The sequence below is a fragment of the Azospirillum sp. UENF 211521 genome, from assembly GCF_058780535.1.
Genome location: NZ_JBSNCF010000002.1, coordinates 1,021,947 through 1,040,552, shown reverse-complemented (window position 1 = coordinate 1,040,552; position 18,606 = coordinate 1,021,947). Strand labels below are relative to the sequence as shown.

At 70.1% G+C, this 18,606-nt stretch carries 21 protein-coding genes and 1 pseudogene; 12 read left to right on the top strand and 10 right to left on the bottom strand.

Annotated elements, in window-relative coordinates; all coding sequences use genetic code 11:
- The first annotated feature begins 17 nt into the window (after positions 1–17).
- From ACWPN5_RS21520 to rsmA, 4 genes are all read left to right on the top strand, one after another.
- Positions 18–827 carry a lytic transglycosylase domain-containing protein gene (locus ACWPN5_RS21520; protein ID WP_492297275.1) on the top strand — a complete coding sequence of 270 codons (810 nt, stop codon included), beginning with the start codon at positions 18–20 and terminating at the stop codon, positions 825–827.
- A 28-nt stretch (positions 828–855) separates the two neighbouring features.
- Positions 856–1,707: an alpha/beta fold hydrolase gene (locus ACWPN5_RS21515; protein ID WP_492297273.1), complete on the top strand. Its 852-nt coding sequence runs from the start codon at positions 856–858 to the stop codon at positions 1,705–1,707.
- Positions 1,708–1,826: 119 nt separating this feature from the next.
- A complete protein-coding gene (locus ACWPN5_RS21510) occupies positions 1,827–2,378 on the top strand; it encodes a hypothetical protein (protein WP_145680889.1) in 552 nt (183 codons plus the stop codon).
- A gap of 82 nt (positions 2,379–2,460) precedes the next feature.
- Positions 2,461–3,309 (top strand): 16S rRNA (adenine(1518)-N(6)/adenine(1519)-N(6))-dimethyltransferase RsmA, encoded by an 849-nt coding sequence (gene rsmA / locus ACWPN5_RS21505; RefSeq protein WP_492298011.1) that lies wholly within the window; start codon positions 2,461–2,463, stop codon positions 3,307–3,309.
- A gap of 115 nt (positions 3,310–3,424) precedes the next feature.
- Here rsmA and gmk read toward each other — a convergent pair whose 3' ends face one another.
- Both gmk and ACWPN5_RS21495 read right to left on the bottom strand, forming a co-directional pair.
- Positions 3,425–4,072: a guanylate kinase gene (gene gmk, locus ACWPN5_RS21500; RefSeq protein ID WP_492297272.1), complete on the bottom strand. Its 648-nt coding sequence runs from the start codon at positions 4,070–4,072 to the stop codon at positions 3,425–3,427.
- A gap of 24 nt (positions 4,073–4,096) precedes the next feature.
- Positions 4,097–4,963: a YicC/YloC family endoribonuclease gene (locus ACWPN5_RS21495; RefSeq protein WP_492297270.1), complete on the bottom strand. Its 867-nt coding sequence runs from the start codon at positions 4,961–4,963 to the stop codon at positions 4,097–4,099.
- 136 nt (positions 4,964–5,099) lie between these two features.
- Here ACWPN5_RS21495 and ACWPN5_RS21490 point away from each other — a divergent pair, with 136 nt between their 5' ends.
- Entirely contained in the window at positions 5,100–5,861 is a 762-nt protein-coding gene (locus ACWPN5_RS21490; protein ID WP_200477282.1) for an SDR family NAD(P)-dependent oxidoreductase, read from the top strand.
- Positions 5,862–5,882: 21 nt separating this feature from the next.
- Here the strand turns inward: ACWPN5_RS21490 and ACWPN5_RS21485 are convergent, their stop codons facing one another.
- The 3 genes from ACWPN5_RS21485 to ACWPN5_RS21475 form a co-directional block, all read right to left on the bottom strand.
- On the bottom strand, positions 5,883–6,395 hold the full coding sequence (locus ACWPN5_RS21485; RefSeq protein ID WP_247882954.1) for a class I SAM-dependent methyltransferase: 513 nt from the start codon (positions 6,393–6,395) through the stop codon (positions 5,883–5,885).
- Positions 6,396–6,640: 245 nt separating this feature from the next.
- Complete coding sequence (locus ACWPN5_RS21480) at positions 6,641–7,342, bottom strand: exopolysaccharide biosynthesis protein (RefSeq protein WP_492297268.1); 702 nt, start codon at positions 7,340–7,342, stop codon at positions 6,641–6,643.
- Positions 7,339–9,234 carry an ABC-F family ATP-binding cassette domain-containing protein gene (locus tag ACWPN5_RS21475; protein WP_492297267.1) on the bottom strand — a complete coding sequence of 632 codons (1,896 nt, stop codon included), beginning with the start codon at positions 9,232–9,234 and terminating at the stop codon, positions 7,339–7,341. The genes ACWPN5_RS21480 and ACWPN5_RS21475 overlap by 4 nt, the downstream gene beginning before the upstream one ends.
- Positions 9,235–9,449: 215 nt before the next feature.
- Here ACWPN5_RS21475 and ndk point away from each other — a divergent pair, with 215 nt between their 5' ends.
- Both ndk and ACWPN5_RS21465 read left to right on the top strand, forming a co-directional pair.
- Positions 9,450–9,872, top strand: a complete 423-nt coding sequence (gene ndk / locus ACWPN5_RS21470; RefSeq protein ID WP_014197473.1) for a nucleoside-diphosphate kinase — start codon at positions 9,450–9,452, stop codon at positions 9,870–9,872.
- A 187-nt stretch (positions 9,873–10,059) separates the two neighbouring features.
- Complete coding sequence (locus ACWPN5_RS21465) at positions 10,060–10,539, top strand: hypothetical protein (protein WP_200477280.1); 480 nt, start codon at positions 10,060–10,062, stop codon at positions 10,537–10,539.
- Positions 10,540–10,613: 74 nt separating this feature from the next.
- Here ACWPN5_RS21465 and ACWPN5_RS21460 read toward each other — a convergent pair whose 3' ends face one another.
- The 3 genes and pseudogenes from ACWPN5_RS21460 to purM all read right to left on the bottom strand — a co-directional run bounded on the left by ACWPN5_RS21460 (position 10,614) and on the right by purM (position 12,537).
- The gene (locus tag ACWPN5_RS21460) at positions 10,614–10,763 is read right to left on the bottom strand and encodes an aa3-type cytochrome c oxidase subunit IV (RefSeq protein ID WP_109072472.1); all 150 of its coding nucleotides are present in this window, start codon (positions 10,761–10,763) and stop codon (positions 10,614–10,616) included.
- A gap of 82 nt (positions 10,764–10,845) precedes the next feature.
- Positions 10,846–11,515: pseudogene (purN, locus tag ACWPN5_RS21455) on the bottom strand (phosphoribosylglycinamide formyltransferase).
- Positions 11,503–12,537, bottom strand: a complete 1,035-nt coding sequence (gene purM / locus ACWPN5_RS21450; protein ID WP_374191463.1) for a phosphoribosylformylglycinamidine cyclo-ligase — start codon at positions 12,535–12,537, stop codon at positions 11,503–11,505. Before purM ends, purN begins: the two are co-directional and overlap by 13 nt.
- Before the next feature lie 156 nt (positions 12,538–12,693).
- Between purM and ACWPN5_RS21445 the strand changes: the two genes are divergently transcribed.
- The 5 genes from ACWPN5_RS21445 to ACWPN5_RS21425 all read left to right on the top strand — a co-directional run bounded on the left by ACWPN5_RS21445 (position 12,694) and on the right by ACWPN5_RS21425 (position 17,382).
- Positions 12,694–14,151, top strand: a complete 1,458-nt coding sequence (locus ACWPN5_RS21445; protein WP_492297266.1) for a DUF2066 domain-containing protein — start codon at positions 12,694–12,696, stop codon at positions 14,149–14,151.
- A gap of 88 nt (positions 14,152–14,239) precedes the next feature.
- Positions 14,240–14,800: a CDP-alcohol phosphatidyltransferase family protein gene (locus ACWPN5_RS21440; RefSeq protein WP_114858155.1), complete on the top strand. Its 561-nt coding sequence runs from the start codon at positions 14,240–14,242 to the stop codon at positions 14,798–14,800.
- Complete coding sequence (locus ACWPN5_RS21435; protein WP_200477276.1) at positions 14,797–15,858, top strand: AI-2E family transporter; 1,062 nt, start codon at positions 14,797–14,799, stop codon at positions 15,856–15,858. Before ACWPN5_RS21440 ends, ACWPN5_RS21435 begins: the two co-directional genes overlap by 4 nt.
- A 41-nt stretch (positions 15,859–15,899) precedes the next feature.
- A complete protein-coding gene (locus tag ACWPN5_RS21430) occupies positions 15,900–16,664 on the top strand; it encodes an HdaA/DnaA family protein (RefSeq protein WP_052584373.1) in 765 nt (254 codons plus the stop codon).
- On the top strand, positions 16,603–17,382 hold the full coding sequence (locus tag ACWPN5_RS21425) for an SDR family oxidoreductase (protein ID WP_114858152.1): 780 nt from the start codon (positions 16,603–16,605) through the stop codon (positions 17,380–17,382). Before ACWPN5_RS21430 ends, ACWPN5_RS21425 begins: the two co-directional genes overlap by 62 nt.
- A 76-nt stretch (positions 17,383–17,458) precedes the next feature.
- Here the strand turns inward: ACWPN5_RS21425 and ACWPN5_RS21420 are convergent, their stop codons facing one another.
- Together ACWPN5_RS21420 and ACWPN5_RS21415 are read right to left on the bottom strand one after the other, a co-directional pair.
- Positions 17,459–18,061, bottom strand: coding sequence for an FMN-dependent NADH-azoreductase (locus tag ACWPN5_RS21420; protein WP_145680875.1), 603 nt, complete (start codon positions 18,059–18,061; stop codon positions 17,459–17,461).
- A 40-nt stretch (positions 18,062–18,101) separates the two neighbouring features.
- On the bottom strand, positions 18,102–18,584 hold the full coding sequence (locus ACWPN5_RS21415) for a DMT family transporter (protein WP_145680874.1): 483 nt from the start codon (positions 18,582–18,584) through the stop codon (positions 18,102–18,104).
- Between the last annotated feature and the right edge of the window lie 22 nt (positions 18,585–18,606).

Sequence of the window (18,606 nt, the reverse complement as noted above, 5' to 3'; positions counted from 1 at the left end):
CGTTCCAAGGCCAACCCGTGCGTTTCCTCCCCCTGACCTTCGCCCTTTTCGTCGCCTTGGCGGCCCCCGCCGCCCTCGCCGCGGGCAAGTCCGGCTCCGTCTCCTCGCGCGAGTCGCGCATGGCCGACTGCGAGGCGGCGGAGAAGGGCGATCCGGAGGCCTCCTACCGCATGGCGCGGCGCTTCCTGTTCGGCGTCGGGGTGAAGCGCGACCAGCGGGTCGGCACGGCGTGGCTGCGCGCCGCGGCGTCGCGCGGCCACAAGGAGGCGCGGCGGCTGGTCGCCTATGTGCCGGGCCGCATGGGCCATGTCCGTCCCTGGTGCCGCCCCGGGGCCGCGCCCCTGCGCGAGGCGTCGCCTCCGCCGCCGGAAATCATCGCGCTGGTCCACAAGACCGCGCCGCAGTACGGGCTGGACCCGGCGCTGGTCATGGCGGTGATCCGGGTGGAGAGCGCCTTCCGCTCCGACGCGGTGTCGCCCAAGGAGGCGGCCGGTCTGATGCAGCTCATCCCCGACACGGCGGAGCGGTTCGGCGTGTCCGACGTCTTCGACCCCGCCCAGAACATCCGCGGCGGCGTGCGCTACCTGCGCTGGCTCTTGGCCTATTTCCAGGGGGACGTTACGCTGGCCCTGGCCGGCTACAACGCGGGGGAGCGGGCCGTGGACCGCTACCGGGGCGTTCCGCCCTACGAGGAGACGCGGAACTACGTGCGCGCCATCCGCCGGCTGTACGACGCGCCGCGCCATCCTTTCGACGCGGCGGCGGCGGAGCCGTCGCCGATGGTCGTCCGGCAGGCGGCGGAGCTGGCGAAGCCCGGCAAGGGCTGAGAACGAATCAACAGGGGAGGGCGCGCCCGTGCCGATGTCCGAACGCAGCTTTCTCGGCCTCAGCGCGGCGGGGTTCCACCGCGTCGCCTACACCCAGTGGGGGCGCGAGGACGCGGCCCGCACCGCCGTCTGCGTGCATGGCCTGACCCGCAACGGCCGCGATTTCGACGCGCTGGCGCTCGATCTGGCCGACCGCTACCGCGTCGCCTGCCCGGATGTGGTGGGGCGTGGCAAGAGCGGCCGGCTGGCCAACCCGACGCTCTACGGTTACCCGCAATACTGCGCCGACATGGCGGCGCTGATCGCCCGGCTGGGGGTGGAAGAGGTGGATTGGGTCGGTACGTCCATGGGCGGGCTGATCGGCATGCTGCTGGCCGCCCAGCCCGACAGCCCGATCCGCCGTCTGGTCGTCAACGACATCGGCCCCTTCATCCCGAAGGCGGGCTTGCAGCGCATCGCCGATTACGTCGGCAAGGACCCGGTGTTCGAGGATCTGGCGGCGGTGGAGTCCTACCTGCGCTTCGTCCTGATGGGCTTCGGGCGGCTTTCCGACGAGGCGTGGCGCCACATGGCCGAGCACAGCGCCCGCCTGCGCCCGGACGGCTGCTACGGCCTCGCCTACGACCCGGCCATCGCCGAGGCCTTCAAGGCGCAGCCGATGGAGGATGTGGACCTGTGGGCCGTCTGGGACCGCATCCGCTGCCCGGTTCTGGTGCTTCGCGGCGCCACCTCGGACATCCTTCCGGCGGAGACCGCGGAGGAGATGACCCGCCGCGGCCCGAAGGCCCGTCTGGTGGAGTTCGCCCACACCGGCCACGCCCCGGCGCTGATGACCGGGGACCAGATCGCCGCGGTGCGCGACTTCCTGCTGGAGGGCTGACGGGGGTACCCCGGCTTGGGTGCGGCATGCGGCCCGGAATCCGGCTGGCGATGACCGTGCTCCTGGCATAGCATCGCCAATACGGTTGCGCCGCAACGATGGTCCGGAGGCCCGACGCCATGAGGGGTTTCGCCGCGCTCGTCCTGTTGTTGTCCTTCGTCTCAGGACCGGTTCAGGCCCGTGACGCTCTGGACTGGCTGGCGCGGGAGCCGGTGACCCTGCTCGACTGGGGGATGACCCGGCTGCGCGGCGACCTGCACGACACGGTGGACGGGCTGTCCCGCGATCTGCGGACGGAGGTGTCGCGCAGCGGCGTCTTCTACCGCTTCCAGGACCGGCGGATCGTCGCCTACGCCAACTTCGTCGATCTGCCGCGCAACCGGACCGAGGAGGTGTGCAAGGACCTCTACACCCGTCTGGCCGGCGCGCTGGTCCGCGGCGGGCCGCAGGGGGCGGGCGGGGCGGCCTGGTATCTGGAGAGCGTGTTCAGCCACGATTCCCAGGGCGGCGACCGGCCCCAGGACCTCGGCGACCAGATGGCCGACCGCGTGGTTCTGCAGGTGACCGTCGGGCCGAAGCCGTCCCAGGCTTTCGACGACGGGCGACGCATCACCTGCACGGGCCGTCTCGACGCCACGCCGGAGAACATCGCGCTCAAGAGCGACGGGTAGGAACGACGCGCGGCAGATGACGGCGGGCCTGCGCCGTCCTATAAGTGCGCCCATGACCGACGCCACGCCCGATCCCGCCCCCATGTCTGGCCCCATGCCCACCGCTTTCGACCCGCAGGCCCTGCCGCCGCTGCGCGAGGTGATCGCCCGTTTCGGGCTGGATGCCCGCAAGGCGCTCGGGCAGAACTTTCTGCTCGACCTCAACCTGACGGGCCGCATCGCGCGCTCGGCGGGCGACATGGCCGGCGTGACGGTCGTGGAGATCGGTCCTGGTCCGGGCGGGCTGACCCGTGCCCTTCTGGCGACCAAGGCGAAGCAGGTCATCGCCATCGAGCGCGACCACCGCTTCATCGAGGCGTTGCAGGACGTGATCCAGGCGGCGGACGGGCGGCTGTCCATCGTCGAGGGCGACGCGCTGGAGGTCGATCCCATCGCGATCGCTCCGGCACCGAGGGCCATCGTGGCGAACCTGCCCTACAACGTGGCGACGCCGCTGCTGATCGGCTGGCTGGGTCGGATCGAGGAGTTCGTCAGCCTGACGCTGATGTTCCAGAAGGAGGTCGCGGACCGTCTGGTCGCCAAGCCGGGCAGCAAGGCCTACGGCCGCTTGTCGGTCATCACGCAATGGCGGTCGGACGCGCGGGTGCTGTTCAACCTGCCGGCCAAGGCCTTCACCCCGCCGCCCAAGGTGGAGTCCACCATCGTCCACCTGACCCCGCGCGCCAACCCGGAGCCGGCGGAGTGGAAGGCGCTGGAGCAGGTGACCGCCGCCGCCTTCGGCCAGCGCCGCAAGATGCTGCGCCAGAGCCTGAAGAGCCTGGGGAACGCGGAGGCGCTGCTGGCCGCCGCCGGCATCGAGCCGACCGCGCGGGCGGAGGAGGTGGATGTGGCGGGGTTCGCGGCGCTGGCGCGGGCGTATCGGGGGAAGTAGGTCCTTGCCCCCTCCCTAACCCTCCCCCGCTTCGCGGTGGAGGGGATGAGTGCCCTCTCCCGCGAAGCGGGGGAGGGAGGGGACCCACGAAGTGGGGTGGGAGGGGGCCGCCGCCTTACAGCGCCGCCTGCACGCTCTCCACAAACGCCGGCATCCCGACCTGCCGTGTCCGGCGCAGCCGCTCGGCGCGCAGGATGGCCTGGACCGCGGTGACGCTCTCGTCCACGTCGTTGTTGACGATCACGTAATCATACTCGCCCCAGTGGCTGATCTCGTCCGACGCCTTGGCCATGCGCTGGGCGATCACCTCCGCCGAATCCTGCCCGCGGGCGTGCAGGCGGCGCTCCAACTCGGTGCCCGAGGGCGGCAGGACGAAGACGCTGACCAGATCGGCGCGGGCGTTGGCCGCCAGCTGCTGCATGCCCTGCCAGTCGATGTCGAACAGCACGTCGCGCCCGGCGCTCAGCGCGGTCTCCACGGCGTGGCGCGGCGTGCCGTAGCAGTTGCCGAACACGCGGGCGTGCTCCAGCAGTTCGCCCTGGCCGGCCATGCGGTCGAACTCCGGCATGTCGACAAAGTAGTAATGGACGCCCGGCTGCTCGCCGGGGCGCATCGGCCGGGTGGTGACGGACACCGACAGGGTGATGCCGGGGTCGCGGTCCAGCAGGCGGCGCGAGATGGTGGTCTTGCCCGCCCCGGAGGGGGAGGACAGCACGAGCATCAGGCCGCGCCGGGCGATCTTCGTGTTCATGGTCTCAGGCATATGGTCTCGGGCATGAGGCGGGTATCACTCGATGTTCTGGACCTGCTCGCGAAGCTGCTCGATGGAGGCTTTCAGCGACAGGCCGATGCGGGTCAACTCCACGTCCGCGGACTTGGAGCACAGGGTGTTGGCTTCGCGGTTGAATTCCTGGCACAGGAAGTCGAAGCGGCGGCCGATGGCGCCCCCCTCCGCCAGCATGTCGCGGGCGGCCTGGATGTGGGCGCGCAGGCGGTCCATCTCCTCGCGCACGTCGGCCTTGGCGATCAGGATGGCGGCCTCTTGGGCGAGCCGTTCCTCCGGCAGGGCCGGGGCGGCGTCGAGCAGGGCGGCGACTTGGCTGCGTAGCCGTTCGCGCAAAGCCTCGGGCTGGGTGCTGGCGCAGGCGGCGGCGGCGGTGATCAGCCGCTCGATCTCGTCGAGATGGCCGTTCAGCACCGTGACCAGACGCGCCCCTTCCGACAGGCGGGCGGTGACCAGCTCGCCGATCAGCCGGCCGAGGTCGGCCTTCAGCGCCGCTTCGACCCGCTCCCGCGCGTCGCCCTCGTCCTCCTCCACCGGCTCGATGATGCCGCGGACGGACAGCAGCGAGTCGATCCGCGGCGCGGCGGCCCCGGCGCCCTCGATCTCGCGCGCCAGCTCCAGAACCTGGGCGAGAAGCTCGCGGTTGATGCGGAGCTGCGACACCGACTGACTGCGGGTGACGGTCAGGTTCAGGTTGACGCTGCCGCGGGCCAGCCGCTTGGGGATCTCGGCGCGGGCGGCGGCCTCCAGCGTGTCGAAGCCGGCGGGCTGGCGGCAGCGGATGTCGAGGTTGCGCCCGTTGACGCTCTTCACCTCGAAGGTCCAACTGTAGCCGTCGGCATGCCTGTCCACGCGTGCGAAACCGGTCATGCTGGATACGGCGGAGCGTTGGGCGGGCAAAGCGGCCTCGACGAGTCTTTGTGTGATTGGGAGGCTCACGTTATAGCGTCGGGCGGCCAAGGCAACAAGCGTCAGGGACATAGGACAAGGAAGGGGGGACAGGGGCATGCGCGATCCGCGCTCGATCGTCATCACCGGGGCGTCCAGCGGCATCGGGGAGGAACTGGCCCGCGTCTACGCGGCGCCCGGCGTCACGCTGGCCCTGAGCGGGCGCGACTCCGTAAGGCTGGAGACGGTGGCGGAGCGCTGCCGCGCCGCCGGGGCGGCGGTGGAAACCGCGCTGGTCGATGCGGCCGACCGCGCGGCGATGGCGGGGTGGCTGAGCGCGCTGGACGCCCGCGCGCCGGTCGATCTGGTCATCGCCAACGCCGGAATCTCCGCCGGCACCGGGGGCGGCGTGGAGAGCGCCGAGCAGGCGCGGCGCATCTTCCAGGTGAATGTGGACGGCGTGCTGAACAGCGTCCACCCGCTGCTGCCCGGCATGCAGGCGCGGCGGCGCGGGCAGATCGCCCTGATGGCCTCGTTGGCCGGATTCCGCGGCATGCCCGGCGCGCCCGCCTATTGCGCTAGCAAGGCGGCGGTGCGGGTCTATGGCGAGTCGCTGCGCGGCGATCTGGCGGGGCAGGGGATCGGCGTGACGGTGATCTGTCCGGGCTTCGTGAAAAGCCGGATGACCGCGGTGAACCGCTTCCCCATGCCCTTCCTGATGGAGACGGACCGCGCCGCCCAGGTCATCAAGAGCGGGCTGGCCCGCAACAGGCCGCGCATCGCCTTCCCCTGGCCGATGGCCGCCGCGGTGTGGCTGATGGCGGCTCTGCCGGTGGGCTTGACGGATGTCCTGCTGCGGCAGGCGCCCCGTAAAGGGTGATGGGCAAGGGGTGATGGGGGATTAGGGCTGGGCTTTCCAATAGCCCCAGACGGAGGCCGGCGGGACGTTCAGCGGGGTGAAGCCCAGCCGCTTGCCCTTGACGCCCAGCGCGCGCTGGTTCAGCGGCGACACGAGGCCGTAGGTGTAGAGAACGAAGCGCCCGCCCTCGGGCAGGATGCGGAAGCAGGCCTCGACGACCTCCTTCTGGGCGCGCATCGGCAGGTTCAGCATGGGGATGCCGATCACCACCGTGCCGACCTTGCCGACCAGCTCCGGGCCGAGGATGTCGGCGGCCTTGCGGCAGTCGTCATGGACGACGTTGACGTCCGGGTAATGGCCGCGCAGGAAGCGCGACAGGTGGTCGTCGATCTCGAAGGTGAAGATGCGGTTGCCCGGAATGCCGCGCTGGAGCAGGGCCTTGGTGATGGCGCCGGTGCCGCCGCCGAACTCCACGACGACCTGGTCCGGCCCGCACAGCACCTGTTCGCCAATCAGCCGGCAGAGCGCGCCCGAGGATGGTGTAACGGAACCCATGGAAAGGGGATTTGCCAACCAACGCTGGAAGAAAAGCCACGCGGCCGGCGGCGTCTTGCCGCTTTTCTGCTTCTCCGCGACGGTGATTTCCGTTGGTGTCATGATCGGCCTTTCGCCGTTGGCTGTTGAGCGTTTTACCCCGGGGCTAAACAAGCTGGAGCCTCAGGGGGTCCCGAACCTAACAATCCCAGAGCGCACTTATGTCGCATCCGGGGTTCCCCCGCAACCGGCCGCAGCGGCGGGAGCTATGCCATGAACGCGGGATATGACGTGAGGGACAACAGGGTCTGGCCGGCGTAGGACAGGCTGCTGGCGACCAGCGCGAAGAAGACCAGACCCGCCACGGTGAGGGCGAGGCTGACCGCGACGGCGGCCCCGTCGCGCTCGATCAGGCCCAGGGACAGCAGGACCAGGGCGAAGCCGGGCAGCCAGCCGGTCAGCGGCAGCGGCACCACGCAGGTCAGCGACAGCAGCAGCACCAGCACGCCGAACCAGCGCTCCCCGTCGATGCTGGCGAAGCGGCTGTGGCGCGGCTTCAGCATCCTTTCGATGGCGGTCAGCCGCGGCATCGCCTTGTCGATCATCCGGGCGGCGAGGGAGCGGCTGACCGAGCGGCGCAGGATCCAGCCGGGCAGGGCGGCGCCGCGCTTGCCGAAGGCCATCTGGGCGGAGAAGAGCAGGATCGGCAGGTCGAACAGGCAGGACACGCCCAGCGGCACCGGCGCGATGGTCGGCAGCGACAGGGCCAGCAGGATGGTTCCCAGCGAGCGGTCGCCCAGCGCCTGGATCAGGTCGCCCAGCGACACCCGCCCCTCCGGCAGGTTGGCGCGGAAGGCCGCCAGGACGTCGGAGGTCCGCTCCTCCCCATGGTCCTGCCGCCCGCGACGGGCGGTGGTCGCGGGGAGCGAGGCCGCTCCGGTGAAGGCCACGTCGCGCGGCACGCTCATACGCCGGCCTCCGCCGCCGCCAACTCATAGGCTTCGAGATGCTCCAGCCACGCCTCCTCGGCGGCGGACAGCTTCTTGTCCACAACGCCCAGGTCGATCTGCAGCTTCTGCAGCTTGTCGCTGGGGCCGCTGTAGAGGGCGGGATCGGCCAGCTTCGCCTCTATCTTGCGCTTCTCCTCGGTCAGCTTGTTGACCTGCGACTCCGCGTCGGTGGCCTTCTTCTTCAGCGGGGCGAGCGTGGCGCGGGCCTCCGCCGCGGCGCGGCGCTGGTCCTTGCGGCTGGCCCCGGCGTCCACCGTCTCGCCGCCCTTGGCGGCGGCGCGCTCGGCCCGCGCGCGGTCGAGCAGGAAGCGGCGGTAGTCGTCGAGGTCGCCGTCGTAGGGCTGCACCGTGCCGTCGGCCACCAGCAGCAGCCGGTCGGCGGTCAGCTCGATCAGGTGCGGGTCGTGGCTGATGAGGATCACCGCGCCCTCGAATCCGTTGATCGCCTCGATCAGCGCCTCGCGGCTGTCCACGTCGAGGTGGTTGGTCGGCTCGTCGAGCATCAGGATGTGCGGCGTCTCGCGGCTCATCAGCGCCAGCAGCAGCCGGGCCTTCTCGCCGCCGGAGAGGTCGGCGATGCGGGTTTCCGCCTTGCTCTGCTGGAAGCCGAAGCGGCCGAGATGGGCGCGCACCTTCTCCTCCGGCGCCAGCGGCATGATGCGCTGGGTCTGCTGGATCGGGGTCAGCGACAGGTCCAGCTCGTCCTGCTGGTGCTGGGCGAAATAGCCGACGCGCAGCTTGGTCGGCCGCTTCACCTCGCCGGCCATGGCCTCCAGCCGACCGGCCAGCAGCTTGACCAGCGTGGACTTGCCGTTGCCGTTGGCGCCGAGCAGGGCGATGCGGTCGTCCATGTCGATGCGCAGGTTGACGCGGCGCAGGATGGCGCGGTCGCCGTAGCCGATGGTCACCCCGTCCAGCGCGATCAGCGGCGGGGCCATCTCGTCCGGCTGGGGGAAGTTGAAGACGACCTCGGCGTCGTCCTCCATCAGCGTGATGGTCTCCAGCTTCTCCAGGGCCTTCAGGCGGCTCTGCGCCTGCCGGGCCTTGGTCGCCTTGTAGCGGAAGCGTTCGACGAAGGCCATCATGTGCTTGCGCTTGGCCTCCTGCTTGGTCGCCATGGCCTGCAGCCGCTCCATGTTGGCGCGGCGCTGCTTGAGGAACTGGTCGTAGTTGCCGGCGTAGGTCACCAGCTTCCCTTGGTCCACATGGATGGTCGTCGTGGGGACCGAGTTCAAGAGGTCGCGGTCGTGGCTGACCAGCAGGATCGTGTGGGGGTAGTTCTTGAGGTACCCCTCCAGCCAGATGGTCGCCTCCAGGTCGAGGTGGTTGGTCGGCTCGTCGAGCAGCAGCAGGTCGGGCCGGGCGAACAGCACGCCGGCCAGCGCCACGCGCATCCGCCAGCCGCCCGAGAAATCGGAGCAGGGCCGGGCCTGCGCGTCGGCGTCGAAGCCCAGCCCGGAGAGCACCTGGGCGGCGCGCGACGGCGCCGAATGCGCCTCGATGTCGGCCAGCCGGGCGTGGATCTCGCCGATGCGCATGGGGTCGGTGGCCGTCTCGGCCTCGGCCAGCAGGGCGGTGCGCTCCGTGTCGGCGGCCAGGACGGCGTCGATCAGCGTGGTGGCGCCGCTCGGGGCCTCCTGCGCCACCATGCCGATCTTGGTGCCGGTCGGCACGCCGATGGCTCCGGCGTCCGTCTGGAGTTGGCCGGCGATGAGCTTGAGGAGGGTGGATTTTCCAGTGCCGTTGCGGCCGACCAGCGCCACGCGGTGGCCCTTCGACACGACCGCGGTGGCGCGGTCGAACAGCACACGTCCGCCGTAGCGGAACGTCAGGTCGTTGATGTGCAGCATATCGGCGCCGGTTTACCACGGGGAAACCGCGATTTGAAGCGGGACCCGCGGGGCAACCCTTCATGGCAGCCGCGCGAAGCGACGCGGCGCGGCCTCACGAACCGGCCTCACGAAGCGGTTGCCGTGGCCGAAAAGCGCCTATATAACCCCGCGCAATCGGCGCCCCGGCCAAACCAGCGGCGCCCATAACGCATTTCCAGCAGGAGCCCACCGCCATGGCCGTCGAACGCACCCTCTCGATCATCAAGCCCGATGCCACCCGCCGCAACCTGACCGGCAAGATCAACGCCAAGTTCGAGGACGGCGGCCTGCGCATCGTCGCGCAGAAGCGCGTCCAGCTGTCCAAGGCCCAGGCCGAGCAGTTCTACGGCGTGCATCGCGAGCGTCCGTTCTTCAACGACCTCGTCTCCTTCATGATCTCCGGCCCGGTCGTGCTCCAAGTCCTGGAAGGTGAGAACGCCATCGCCCGCAACCGCGAGATCATGGGCGCCACCAACCCGGCCAACGCCGCCGAGGGCACCATCCGCAAGGAGTTCGCCGAGTCGATCGAAGCCAACTCGGTGCACGGCTCGGACGCTCCGGAGACCGCCGCCCAGGAGATCGCCTTCTTCTTCGCCGGCATCGAGCTGGTTGGCTGATCGCGGGTCTTCCGCTTCGCAGCTTTGCGCGAAGGGCCGTCCCAATCGGGGCGGCCCTTTTCGAATTCAGGACCTTGCGCTTCGAGATGGCCGCCCGCAACTTGTCGCCCGCACCGGGTCACGGCGTCGTGGACAGGCGTGGCGAAGTCGAGTATTCGGGGATTCTACCGCTAGGAGTACCCCCGCCATGGAAAATCCCGACGTCAAGCCGATCGTCGCGGCCCTGCTGGAGCCGCTGCCGTCCCTCGTGAAGGGCAGGAACGACCTGAGCGATCCGGGCGTGGTGGAGTTGCTGGTGCGCGGCTACGTCGACCAGTGCCTGGCGGCCTTCCAGGAGGTGCTGCACGGCAACGTCGAGCAGGACGCGGCCATCGATGCGATCAACGCGCAGGCCACCGCCCTGAATGCGGTGTTCCTGGGGACCAGCGGCTTCGACACGGTGGTCGTCCATCCCTGGAACGCCGCCGACCAGCTCGGCCAGTTCCTTCAGGACACGGTGGGGCTGGATTTCCCGGCCGAGGATTGCGTGCGCGCCGCGCTGATCCACCTCGCGACCCACGTCATGCACGCCATCCAGGGCGGCACCGAGGCGTGGGAGCAGCAGGTGGACGCGCTGGTCGGCGAGATGCGCGACCTGCTGCTGGGCCGTCTGCCGGACGGGGCGTAAGCGCCCCGCCACGGCGTTTCGGTTGGCAGGCTTCCGGTTGGCCGCTTGAACGGGCCGTCAGACCGGGAAGGCCGTCAGACCAGGAAGATCGCCATGAAGACCAGCACGGCGATCACGCCCGCGGTTGCCAGCGTCATGAAGCGGGTGAAGGCGTGCCAGCCCGCTTCATGGCGGCGGACGACATCCTCGCTGACCGGATTGTGGCCGTGATCGGTAACCGCCATCGCCCTCTGCCTCCCCTGTTATGGTTCCGGCGCAAAATGTGGGGAGCGCGGACGGTTGCGGCAAGGGTTCCGCTAGGGCGACTTAGGCCGACGGGTTGATGAGGGTCGGCACAGTCGTTTCAGGACCCGACAGGGTCACCCGGCCATCCTCGACGCGGGCGCGGCCCCCGGCGATCAGGCGCAGCGCCTGGGGGTAGAGCCGGTGCTCGGCCTCCAGCACGCGGGCGGACAGCCGGTCGGCGTCGTCGCCGGGCAGGACCGGAACCGCGGCCTGGGCGATGATCGGCCCCTCGTCCATCTCCGAACGGACGTAATGGACGGTGCAGCCGTGGAAGCGCACCCCGGCGTCCAGCGCCCGCCGGTGGGTGTCCAGCCCCTTGAAGGAGGGCAGCAGCGACGGGTGGATGTTGATCATCCGGTCGTGCCAGCGCTCGACGAACCAGGGCGACAGCAGCCGCATGAAGCCGGCCAGAACAGACCAGTTCGACGCCCGCCTCGCGCAGGCGCGCGTCCATGGCCTCTTCGAAGGCGCGCTTGTCGCCGGGGAAGTCGCGGTGGCTGACCACGGCGACCGGAACCCCGGCGGCGGTGGCGCGCTCCAACCCATAGGCGTCGGCCTTGTTGGAGAGCACCAGCGCGATCTCCGCCGGAAAGTCCGGGGCGGCGCAGGCGTCGATCAACGCCTGCAGATTGCTGCCGCGCCCGGAGATCAGGACCCCAACCTTCAGCGCGTTGGGCGTCAGGCCGACCATGCCGTGTCCATGCCGGTGACGGTGACGCGGGGGTCGCCGTCCTTGACCGCGTGGACGGTGCCGACGGTGAAGACCGTCTCGCCGCCCTGGGCCAGGATCTCAGCCGCTTGCTGCGCCTTGTCCGCCGGGACCACGACGACCATGCCGAGACCGGTGTTGAAGGTGCGCGCCATGTCCAGCGGGGTCAGCCCGCCCGTCTTCATCAGCCAGTTGAAGACCGGCGGCAGCGGCCACGTGGACGCGTCGAGCGTGACGCCCAGCCCGTCCGGCAGGACACGCGGGATGTTCTCGATCAGGCCGCCGCCGGTGATGTGGGCCATCGCCCGCACCGTGCCGGCGCGCACCGCGGCCAGCGTGCTCTTCACATAGATGCGGGTCGGGGTCAGCAGCGCCTCGCCCAGCGTCTTCGAGGCGTCCCAGGGGCAGGGCGAGTCGTAGCCGAGGCCGGACGTCTCCACCAGCTTGCGGACCAGCGAATAGCCGTTGGAATGCACCCCGGAGGAGGCGAGGCCGAGCACGACGTCGCCGTCCTGCACGGTGGCGCCGGTCAGCGCGTCCTTGCGCTCCACCGCACCGACCGAGAAGCCGGCGAGGTCGTAGTCGCCGTCGGCGTACATGCCCGGCATCTCCGCCGTCTCGCCGCCGACCAGAGCGCAGCCGGCCTGACGGCAGCCTTCCGCGATGCCGGCGACGATGGCGCGGCCCGCGGCGACGTCCAGCTTGCCCGTGGCGTAATAGTCGAGGAACAGCAGCGGCTCCGCGCCCTGGACGACGAGGTCGTTCACGCACATCGCCACGAGGTCGATGCCCACCGTGTCGTGGCGGTTCGCCAGGATGGCGACCTTCAGCTTGGTGCCGACGCCGTCCGTGGTGGCGACGAGCAGCGGGTCGTGATACCCGGCCGCGCGCAGGTCGAACAGGGCGCCGAACCCGCCCAGCCCGGCGTCGGAGCCCGGGCGCGCGGTGGAACGGGCGAGCGGCTTGATCGCGTCAACGAGCGCGTTGCCCGCATCAATGTCCACGCCGGCCTGCTTGTAGGCGTCGGACGTGTTATTAGACTGGGTGCTGATGGTATCCTCGCTTGGGCTGAGCTATATACCTGGGCCACCTGAACCGGGTCATTTTGGGCCGGGTCAATAGGGAACGGGCCGAACATACTCGAATCGGAAGGCTTTGCAATGCTCCACCGCCGCCATGCGCCGCTGTTTGCGGGCTTCGCCGCCATCACCGTGGCCCTGGCCGTTCCGGCCGGCCCCGTGGACGCGCAGGTGACCGGCGCCGCTCCACCCGCGGTGGCGGCTCCGGCAGCGCCCGGAACGGCTCCGGCGGCGGTCCAGGCCGCGGACCCCTTCACCGTATCGGGCGTGAAGGTGGACGTCAGCGCCGCCAACGCCAACGCCGCCCGCGATCAGGCGATCCGCGATGCGCAGGTGAAGGCCTGGGCGGAGCTGTACAAGCGCCTCGTCCCCTCGGCCACCACGGTTCCGCGGGTGTCGGACATCGAACTCGCCCGGCTGGTCCAGGGCTTCGAGATCGACGACGAGAAGGTGTCGGCCACCCGCTATGTCGGCAGCATCACCGTGCGCTTCCGCCCCAACCCGGTGCGCGAGACGCTGGCCGGCGGCGGCCAGCAGTATGTCGAACCGCCGGCCCGGCCCTACGTGATCCTGCCGGTGACCGTCGTGGACGGCCGCCCCGTCCTGTGGGAGGACCGCACCGAGTGGCGCGAGGCCTGGGAAGGCCGGCAGACCGCCGCCTCGCTGGTGCCGCTGGTCGTTCCGGACGGCGAACTGGCGGACATCTCCGCCATCGGCGTGAACGAGGCGCTGTCCGGCGATGCCGAGGCGCTGGCCCGCATCGCCCAGCGCTACAACGCCGGCGGCGTGATCGTCGCCAAGACCGACCTGCCGGCGGGCGGTCTGGATCTCGGCCGGCCGCTGGCGGTCGAGGTGACCCACTACACCCCCGACGGCGCGCGGGACCAGCAGACGGTCAACGTGAAGGCCGACATGGCCGACCGGGCCGGCGACTTCCTGACCCGCGCGACGACCTTCGTGTCGGCCGCCATCGACGAATCCTACCGCCGCGACAACACCGTGGCGAGCGGGCCGGAGCAGGCGACTCTGGTGCGCGTGCCACTGGCCAGCCTCAACGACTGGGTGGAGACGCGCAAGCGGCTCGGCATGGTCAACGCCGTCACCCGCACCGACGTGCTGTCGATCAGCCGCTACGAGGCGCTGGTCGCGCTGACCCACCGCGGTGACGTCGAGCGGCTGCGCCAAGCGCTGGCCCGCCGCGACCTCGGCCTCGCCCGCACCGGGGCGGTCGCGGCACCGATGCCGGCTCCTGTTCCGGGTCAGCCGCTTCCGCCGGTCGCGCCCACGCCGGAATGGCAACTCCAGGTGCTGGCGAAGGGTGCCGGGGCGTCGTCCCTGGCGCAGCCCGCCGCGCCGTCTCCGGGGCCCGTCCCGGCGACACCGTCCGCCTTCTCCCCGGCCACCGCCGCGCCGTCGGCCTATCCCAGCATCGACTCCGGCCCCCGTCGGCGTGCCGCAGGCCGCGCCGGGGGCGCCGCCGCGCATCCTGGGCACGCTGCCGGCCACCGGCACGGCGCGCCCATGATCGAAAGGGCGTGACGGCAAACGGCCTCCCGGCGTTACAGACGGGCCGGGACCGGCCCTTGCGGGGACGGCGGCGGCAAGGACAACGGCAGAAGGCACCGCGGTGAGCATTCCGAACATCATCACCTTCGGCCGCATCCTGGTGGTGCCGGTCGCCGTCTATTTCATCCTGGCCGGGGAGCTGGGAGTCGCCTTCTGGCTGTTCGTCGGGGCGGGGGTGTCCGACGCCGTCGACGGCGCGGTGGCCCGCATGTTCCGAGCCCGCACCGTGCTGGGCGCCTATCTCGATCCGATTGCCGACAAGGCGCTGCTGGTCAGCGTCTACGTCTCGCTGGGCCACATCGGCGTGCTGCCGCTGTGGCTGGTCATCCTGGTGGTGTTCCGCGACCTGATGATCATCGGCGGGGTGATGCTGCTCTACACGCTGAAGGAGTCGCTGGCCATGCAGCCGCTCTATGTCAGCAAGATCAACACGGCGGTGCAGCTGTCCCTGGCGGCGGCGGTGCTGGCCCCGGCGGGGCTGGGGCTGCCCGACTTCCATCTGTTCGGGCAGGAGCTGGTGCCGCTGCTCATCTGGGCCTGCGCCGCGACGACGGTGCTGTCGGGGCTGGCCTACGTCTACCGTGGCGGCCTTCTGTTCAGCCGGCATGGAGGGGTTCCGTGACGGCGGGCAAGCAGATCCGCTTCTGGCTGATCGGGCTTGGCCTGTTCGTCCTGGCCCTGTGGCTGCTGTCCGGCATGCTGCTGCCCTTCGTGGTCGGGCTGGCGGTGGCCTATCTGCTCGACCCGGTGGTCGACCGGGTGGAGCGCTGGCGCCTGCCGCGCTGGCTGGCGACGACGCTGGTGCTGCTGTCCTTCGTCCTGGTCCTGGTGCTCATGGTCCTGCTGCTGCTGCCGCTGGTGCAGTCGCAGGTGTCCCACCTGATCGAGGTGCTGCCCAACTACGCCAACGCGGCGCGGGACCGGCTGATGCCGATGCTCGACCGGCTGGTCCACCGCCTGTCGCCGGAGGATGTGGAGCGGCTGCGCGGTGCCGCCGGCAATTACGCCGGGGACGTGGTCGGCTGGGTCGGCAAGGTGCTGAAGCACATCCTGTCGAGCGGGTTGGCGCTGTTCGACGTGCTGTCGGTGATGTTCATCACGCCGATCGTCGCCTTCTATCTGATGCGCGACTGGGACATCCTGGTCGCCAAGGTGAACGGCTGGCTGCCCCTGCACCACGCTGCGACCATCCGCGAGCAGGCGCGCGAAGTCGACGAGACGCTGGCCGGCTTCGTCCGCGGGCAGGCGCTGGTCTGCCTCGTGCTGGGCGTGTTCTACGCGGTGGCGCTGTCGCTGGCCGGGCTGGATTTCGGGCTGGTGATCGGGTTGATGGCGGGGCTTCTGTCCTTCATCCCCTATGTCGGCTCGCTGTTCGGATTCGTGTCGAGCACCGGGCTGGCCCTGCTGCAGTTCGACGACCCGTGGCGAATCGCCATCGTCATCGCGATCTTCCTGTTCGGGCAGGCGGTGGAGGGCAACGTCCTGACCCCGAAACTGGTGGGCGAGAAGGTCGGGCTGCACGCGGTCTGGGTGATCTTCGCCCTGCTGGCCGGCGGGTCGCTGTTCGGTTTCGTCGGCGTTCTGCTGGCGGTTCCGGTGGCGGCGGTGATCGGGGTGCTGACACGCTTCGCGTTGGGGCGCTATCTTGATAGCCCCTACTACCGCGGTACCCCGACCTGATGATGCCCGCCTCATGACCGCAGCCCCATGACCGTTGCCCCATGACACTTGCGGCCCAGATCCCGCTCGACCTCGGACACCGCGCCGCCATGGGCTGCGAGGATTTCCTCGTCGCGCCCAGCAACGCCGAGGCGGTGGCGTGGCTCGACCGCTGGCCCTCCTGGCCGGCGCCGGCCCTGACGCTGTACGGGCCGGACGGTTGCGGCAAGACGCATCTGGGCCATGTCTGGCGGGCACGCAGCCACGCCCCCATCGCCCTGGGCGAGTCGCTGGACCAGATCGACCCGCACGCCCTGCTGGCCCGCGCCAACGCCGTGGTCGTGGAGGACGCGGACCGGGTGGCCGGCGCGCCGGCGCGCGAGGAGGCGCTGTTCCACCTCTACAACCTCGCCCGCGACTCGGGGGGGCATCTGCTTCTGCTGTCGCGCCGCCCGCCGTCGCGCTGGCGGATGAAGCTGGCCGACCTGCGCTCCCGCATCAAGGCGGCTCCCGCGGTGGGGGTGGAGGCGCCGGACGACGCCCTGCTCGCCGCCGTGCTGGTCAAGCTGTTCGCCGACCGCCAGCTGCGGCCGGGCATGGACCTCATCACCTACCTGCTGACCCGGATGGAGCGCTCGCTGGAGGCGGCGGGGCGGGTGGTCGCGGCGCTTGACCGCGCCTCGCTGGCCGCGCACCGTCCCCTGACCGTGCCGCTGGCCCGCGAGGTGCTGGCCGGTCTGGAGGCCGGGAAGGGAGGAGACGAGGATGGATCTGGGAATCGCCGGACGCCGCGCCATCGTGTGCGCAGCCAGCAAGGGACTGGGTAAGGCCTGCGCCCTGGCGCTGGCGCGCGAGGGGGTGGCGGTCACCATCACCGCGCGCGGCCGCGACCTGCTGGAGGCCGCCGCTGAGGAGATCCGCAAGGAGACCGGCGCCACCGTGACCACCGCCGTGGGCGACATCGCGACGGAGGAGGGGCGCGCCGCGGCCCTCGCCGCCTGTCCGGAGCCGGACATCCTCGTCAACAACGCGGGCGGCCCGCCGCCGGGCGACTTCCGCGACTGGGAACGCGACGATTGGGTCCGCGCCGTCGAGGCCAACATGCTGGCCCCGATCTTCCTCATCAAGGCGACGGTGGACGGCATGATCGGGCGCCGCTTCGGGCGGATCGTCAACGTCACCTCGGCGGCGGTGAAGGCGCCGATCCCGATCCTCGGCCTGTCCAACGGGGCGCGGGCCGGGCTGACCGGCTTCGTCGCGGGACTGTCGCGCCAGACCGTGCGGCACAACGTGACGATCAACAACCTGCTGCCCGGCCCCTTCGAGACCGACCGCCTGCGCGCCACCATGGAGGGCGGGGCCAAGGCCAACAACCGCAGCCTGGACGAGGAGATGGACCTCCGCCGCGCCGGCAACCCGTCCGGCCGCTTCGGCGATCCGGCGGAGTTCGGCGCGGCCTGCGCCTTCCTCTGCTCGGCCCACGCCGGTTTCATGACCGGGCAAAACGTCCTGCTGGACGGCGGCGCCTACGCGGGGACGCTGTAAGCGGCTGGTTGAGACTTGAGCCGGGTCCTGTCCGACCACCATTCCAAGGGCCATCGGACAGGACCTGGCGGAGCGCCTACTGGAAATCGCAACATGGATCGAGGGCTGATATCGCCTCGAACGCGGCCTGCATGCCGCTTTCCCGGTGTGCTTCGCTGATGGCGAGACCTTCCGCGGCGATCACATCGAGCCTCGTCACGCCGATGAACGCGAACATCGACCGAAGGTAGGCCTCGGCGTGTTCGGACGACGCCAGGGCCGTGCCCTGTCGATATTGACCGCCCCGCGCCACGGCAAGGACCACCCGCTTGTTCTGCGCCAATCCTTCCGGGCCGTTCTCCGTGTAGCGGAACGTCTTCCCCGCGATGACAATCCGGTCGATCCATGTCCGGAGTTGGCTGGAAATGGTCAGGTTGTAGAGCGCGACGCCGATGACGATGACATCGGCGTTGAGGAACTCGTCCAGAAGCTTTTCACCAAACGCGATGTCCTCCATCACCGCCGGGGAGGCCGCCAGATGGTCGCCGGTGAGATGGGGAACGGGAACAGCGGCCAGATCACGATGGACGATGTCGATCTCGGGATTGTGGTCCTTCAATCGCTGGACGATGGCTTTGGACAGCATACGGCTTACGGATTGCTCACCGAGAATGCTGGAGTCGATGTGAAGCAGGTTCATGGGTGATCTTTCTTGAAAGGTCGGCGAGAGCGTCGTGCCGTCACGAACCGGCGGGCGGCTTCACGCCGAGCGCGGGCACCTGCATCACGATCAGCCCGAGGAAGATCAGGCCAAGACCGGCGAGACGGGACAGCGAGACGGGCTTTCGCGGGAGGCCGACAAGCCCCCATTGGTCGATGATGATCGATGCCAGCATTTGCCCGGCGATGACCGCCGTGATGAAGCCGGCGGCGCCGAGTTTCGGCGCCAGCATGAGCGCGCCGGTGATGTAGACGACGCCGACGACACCACCGATCCACACCCAGCGGGGGGCTTGCGCCAGATTCGAAAGGGTCGGCGCCTCCACCCGCGCCAGGGCCATGACGGGCAGGATGCAGGCGAAGCTGACGCACAGGGATACGGCCGTCCCCCACAGCGGATGGCCGAGCGTCCGTCCCAGGACGGCGTTGGCCCCGGCCTGAAACGGAACAACCGCACCGGTGATGATCGCGGCCAGGATGAGAAGCAGGGCATTGGTTTGCATGGTTGAGCCTCCATGCATCACC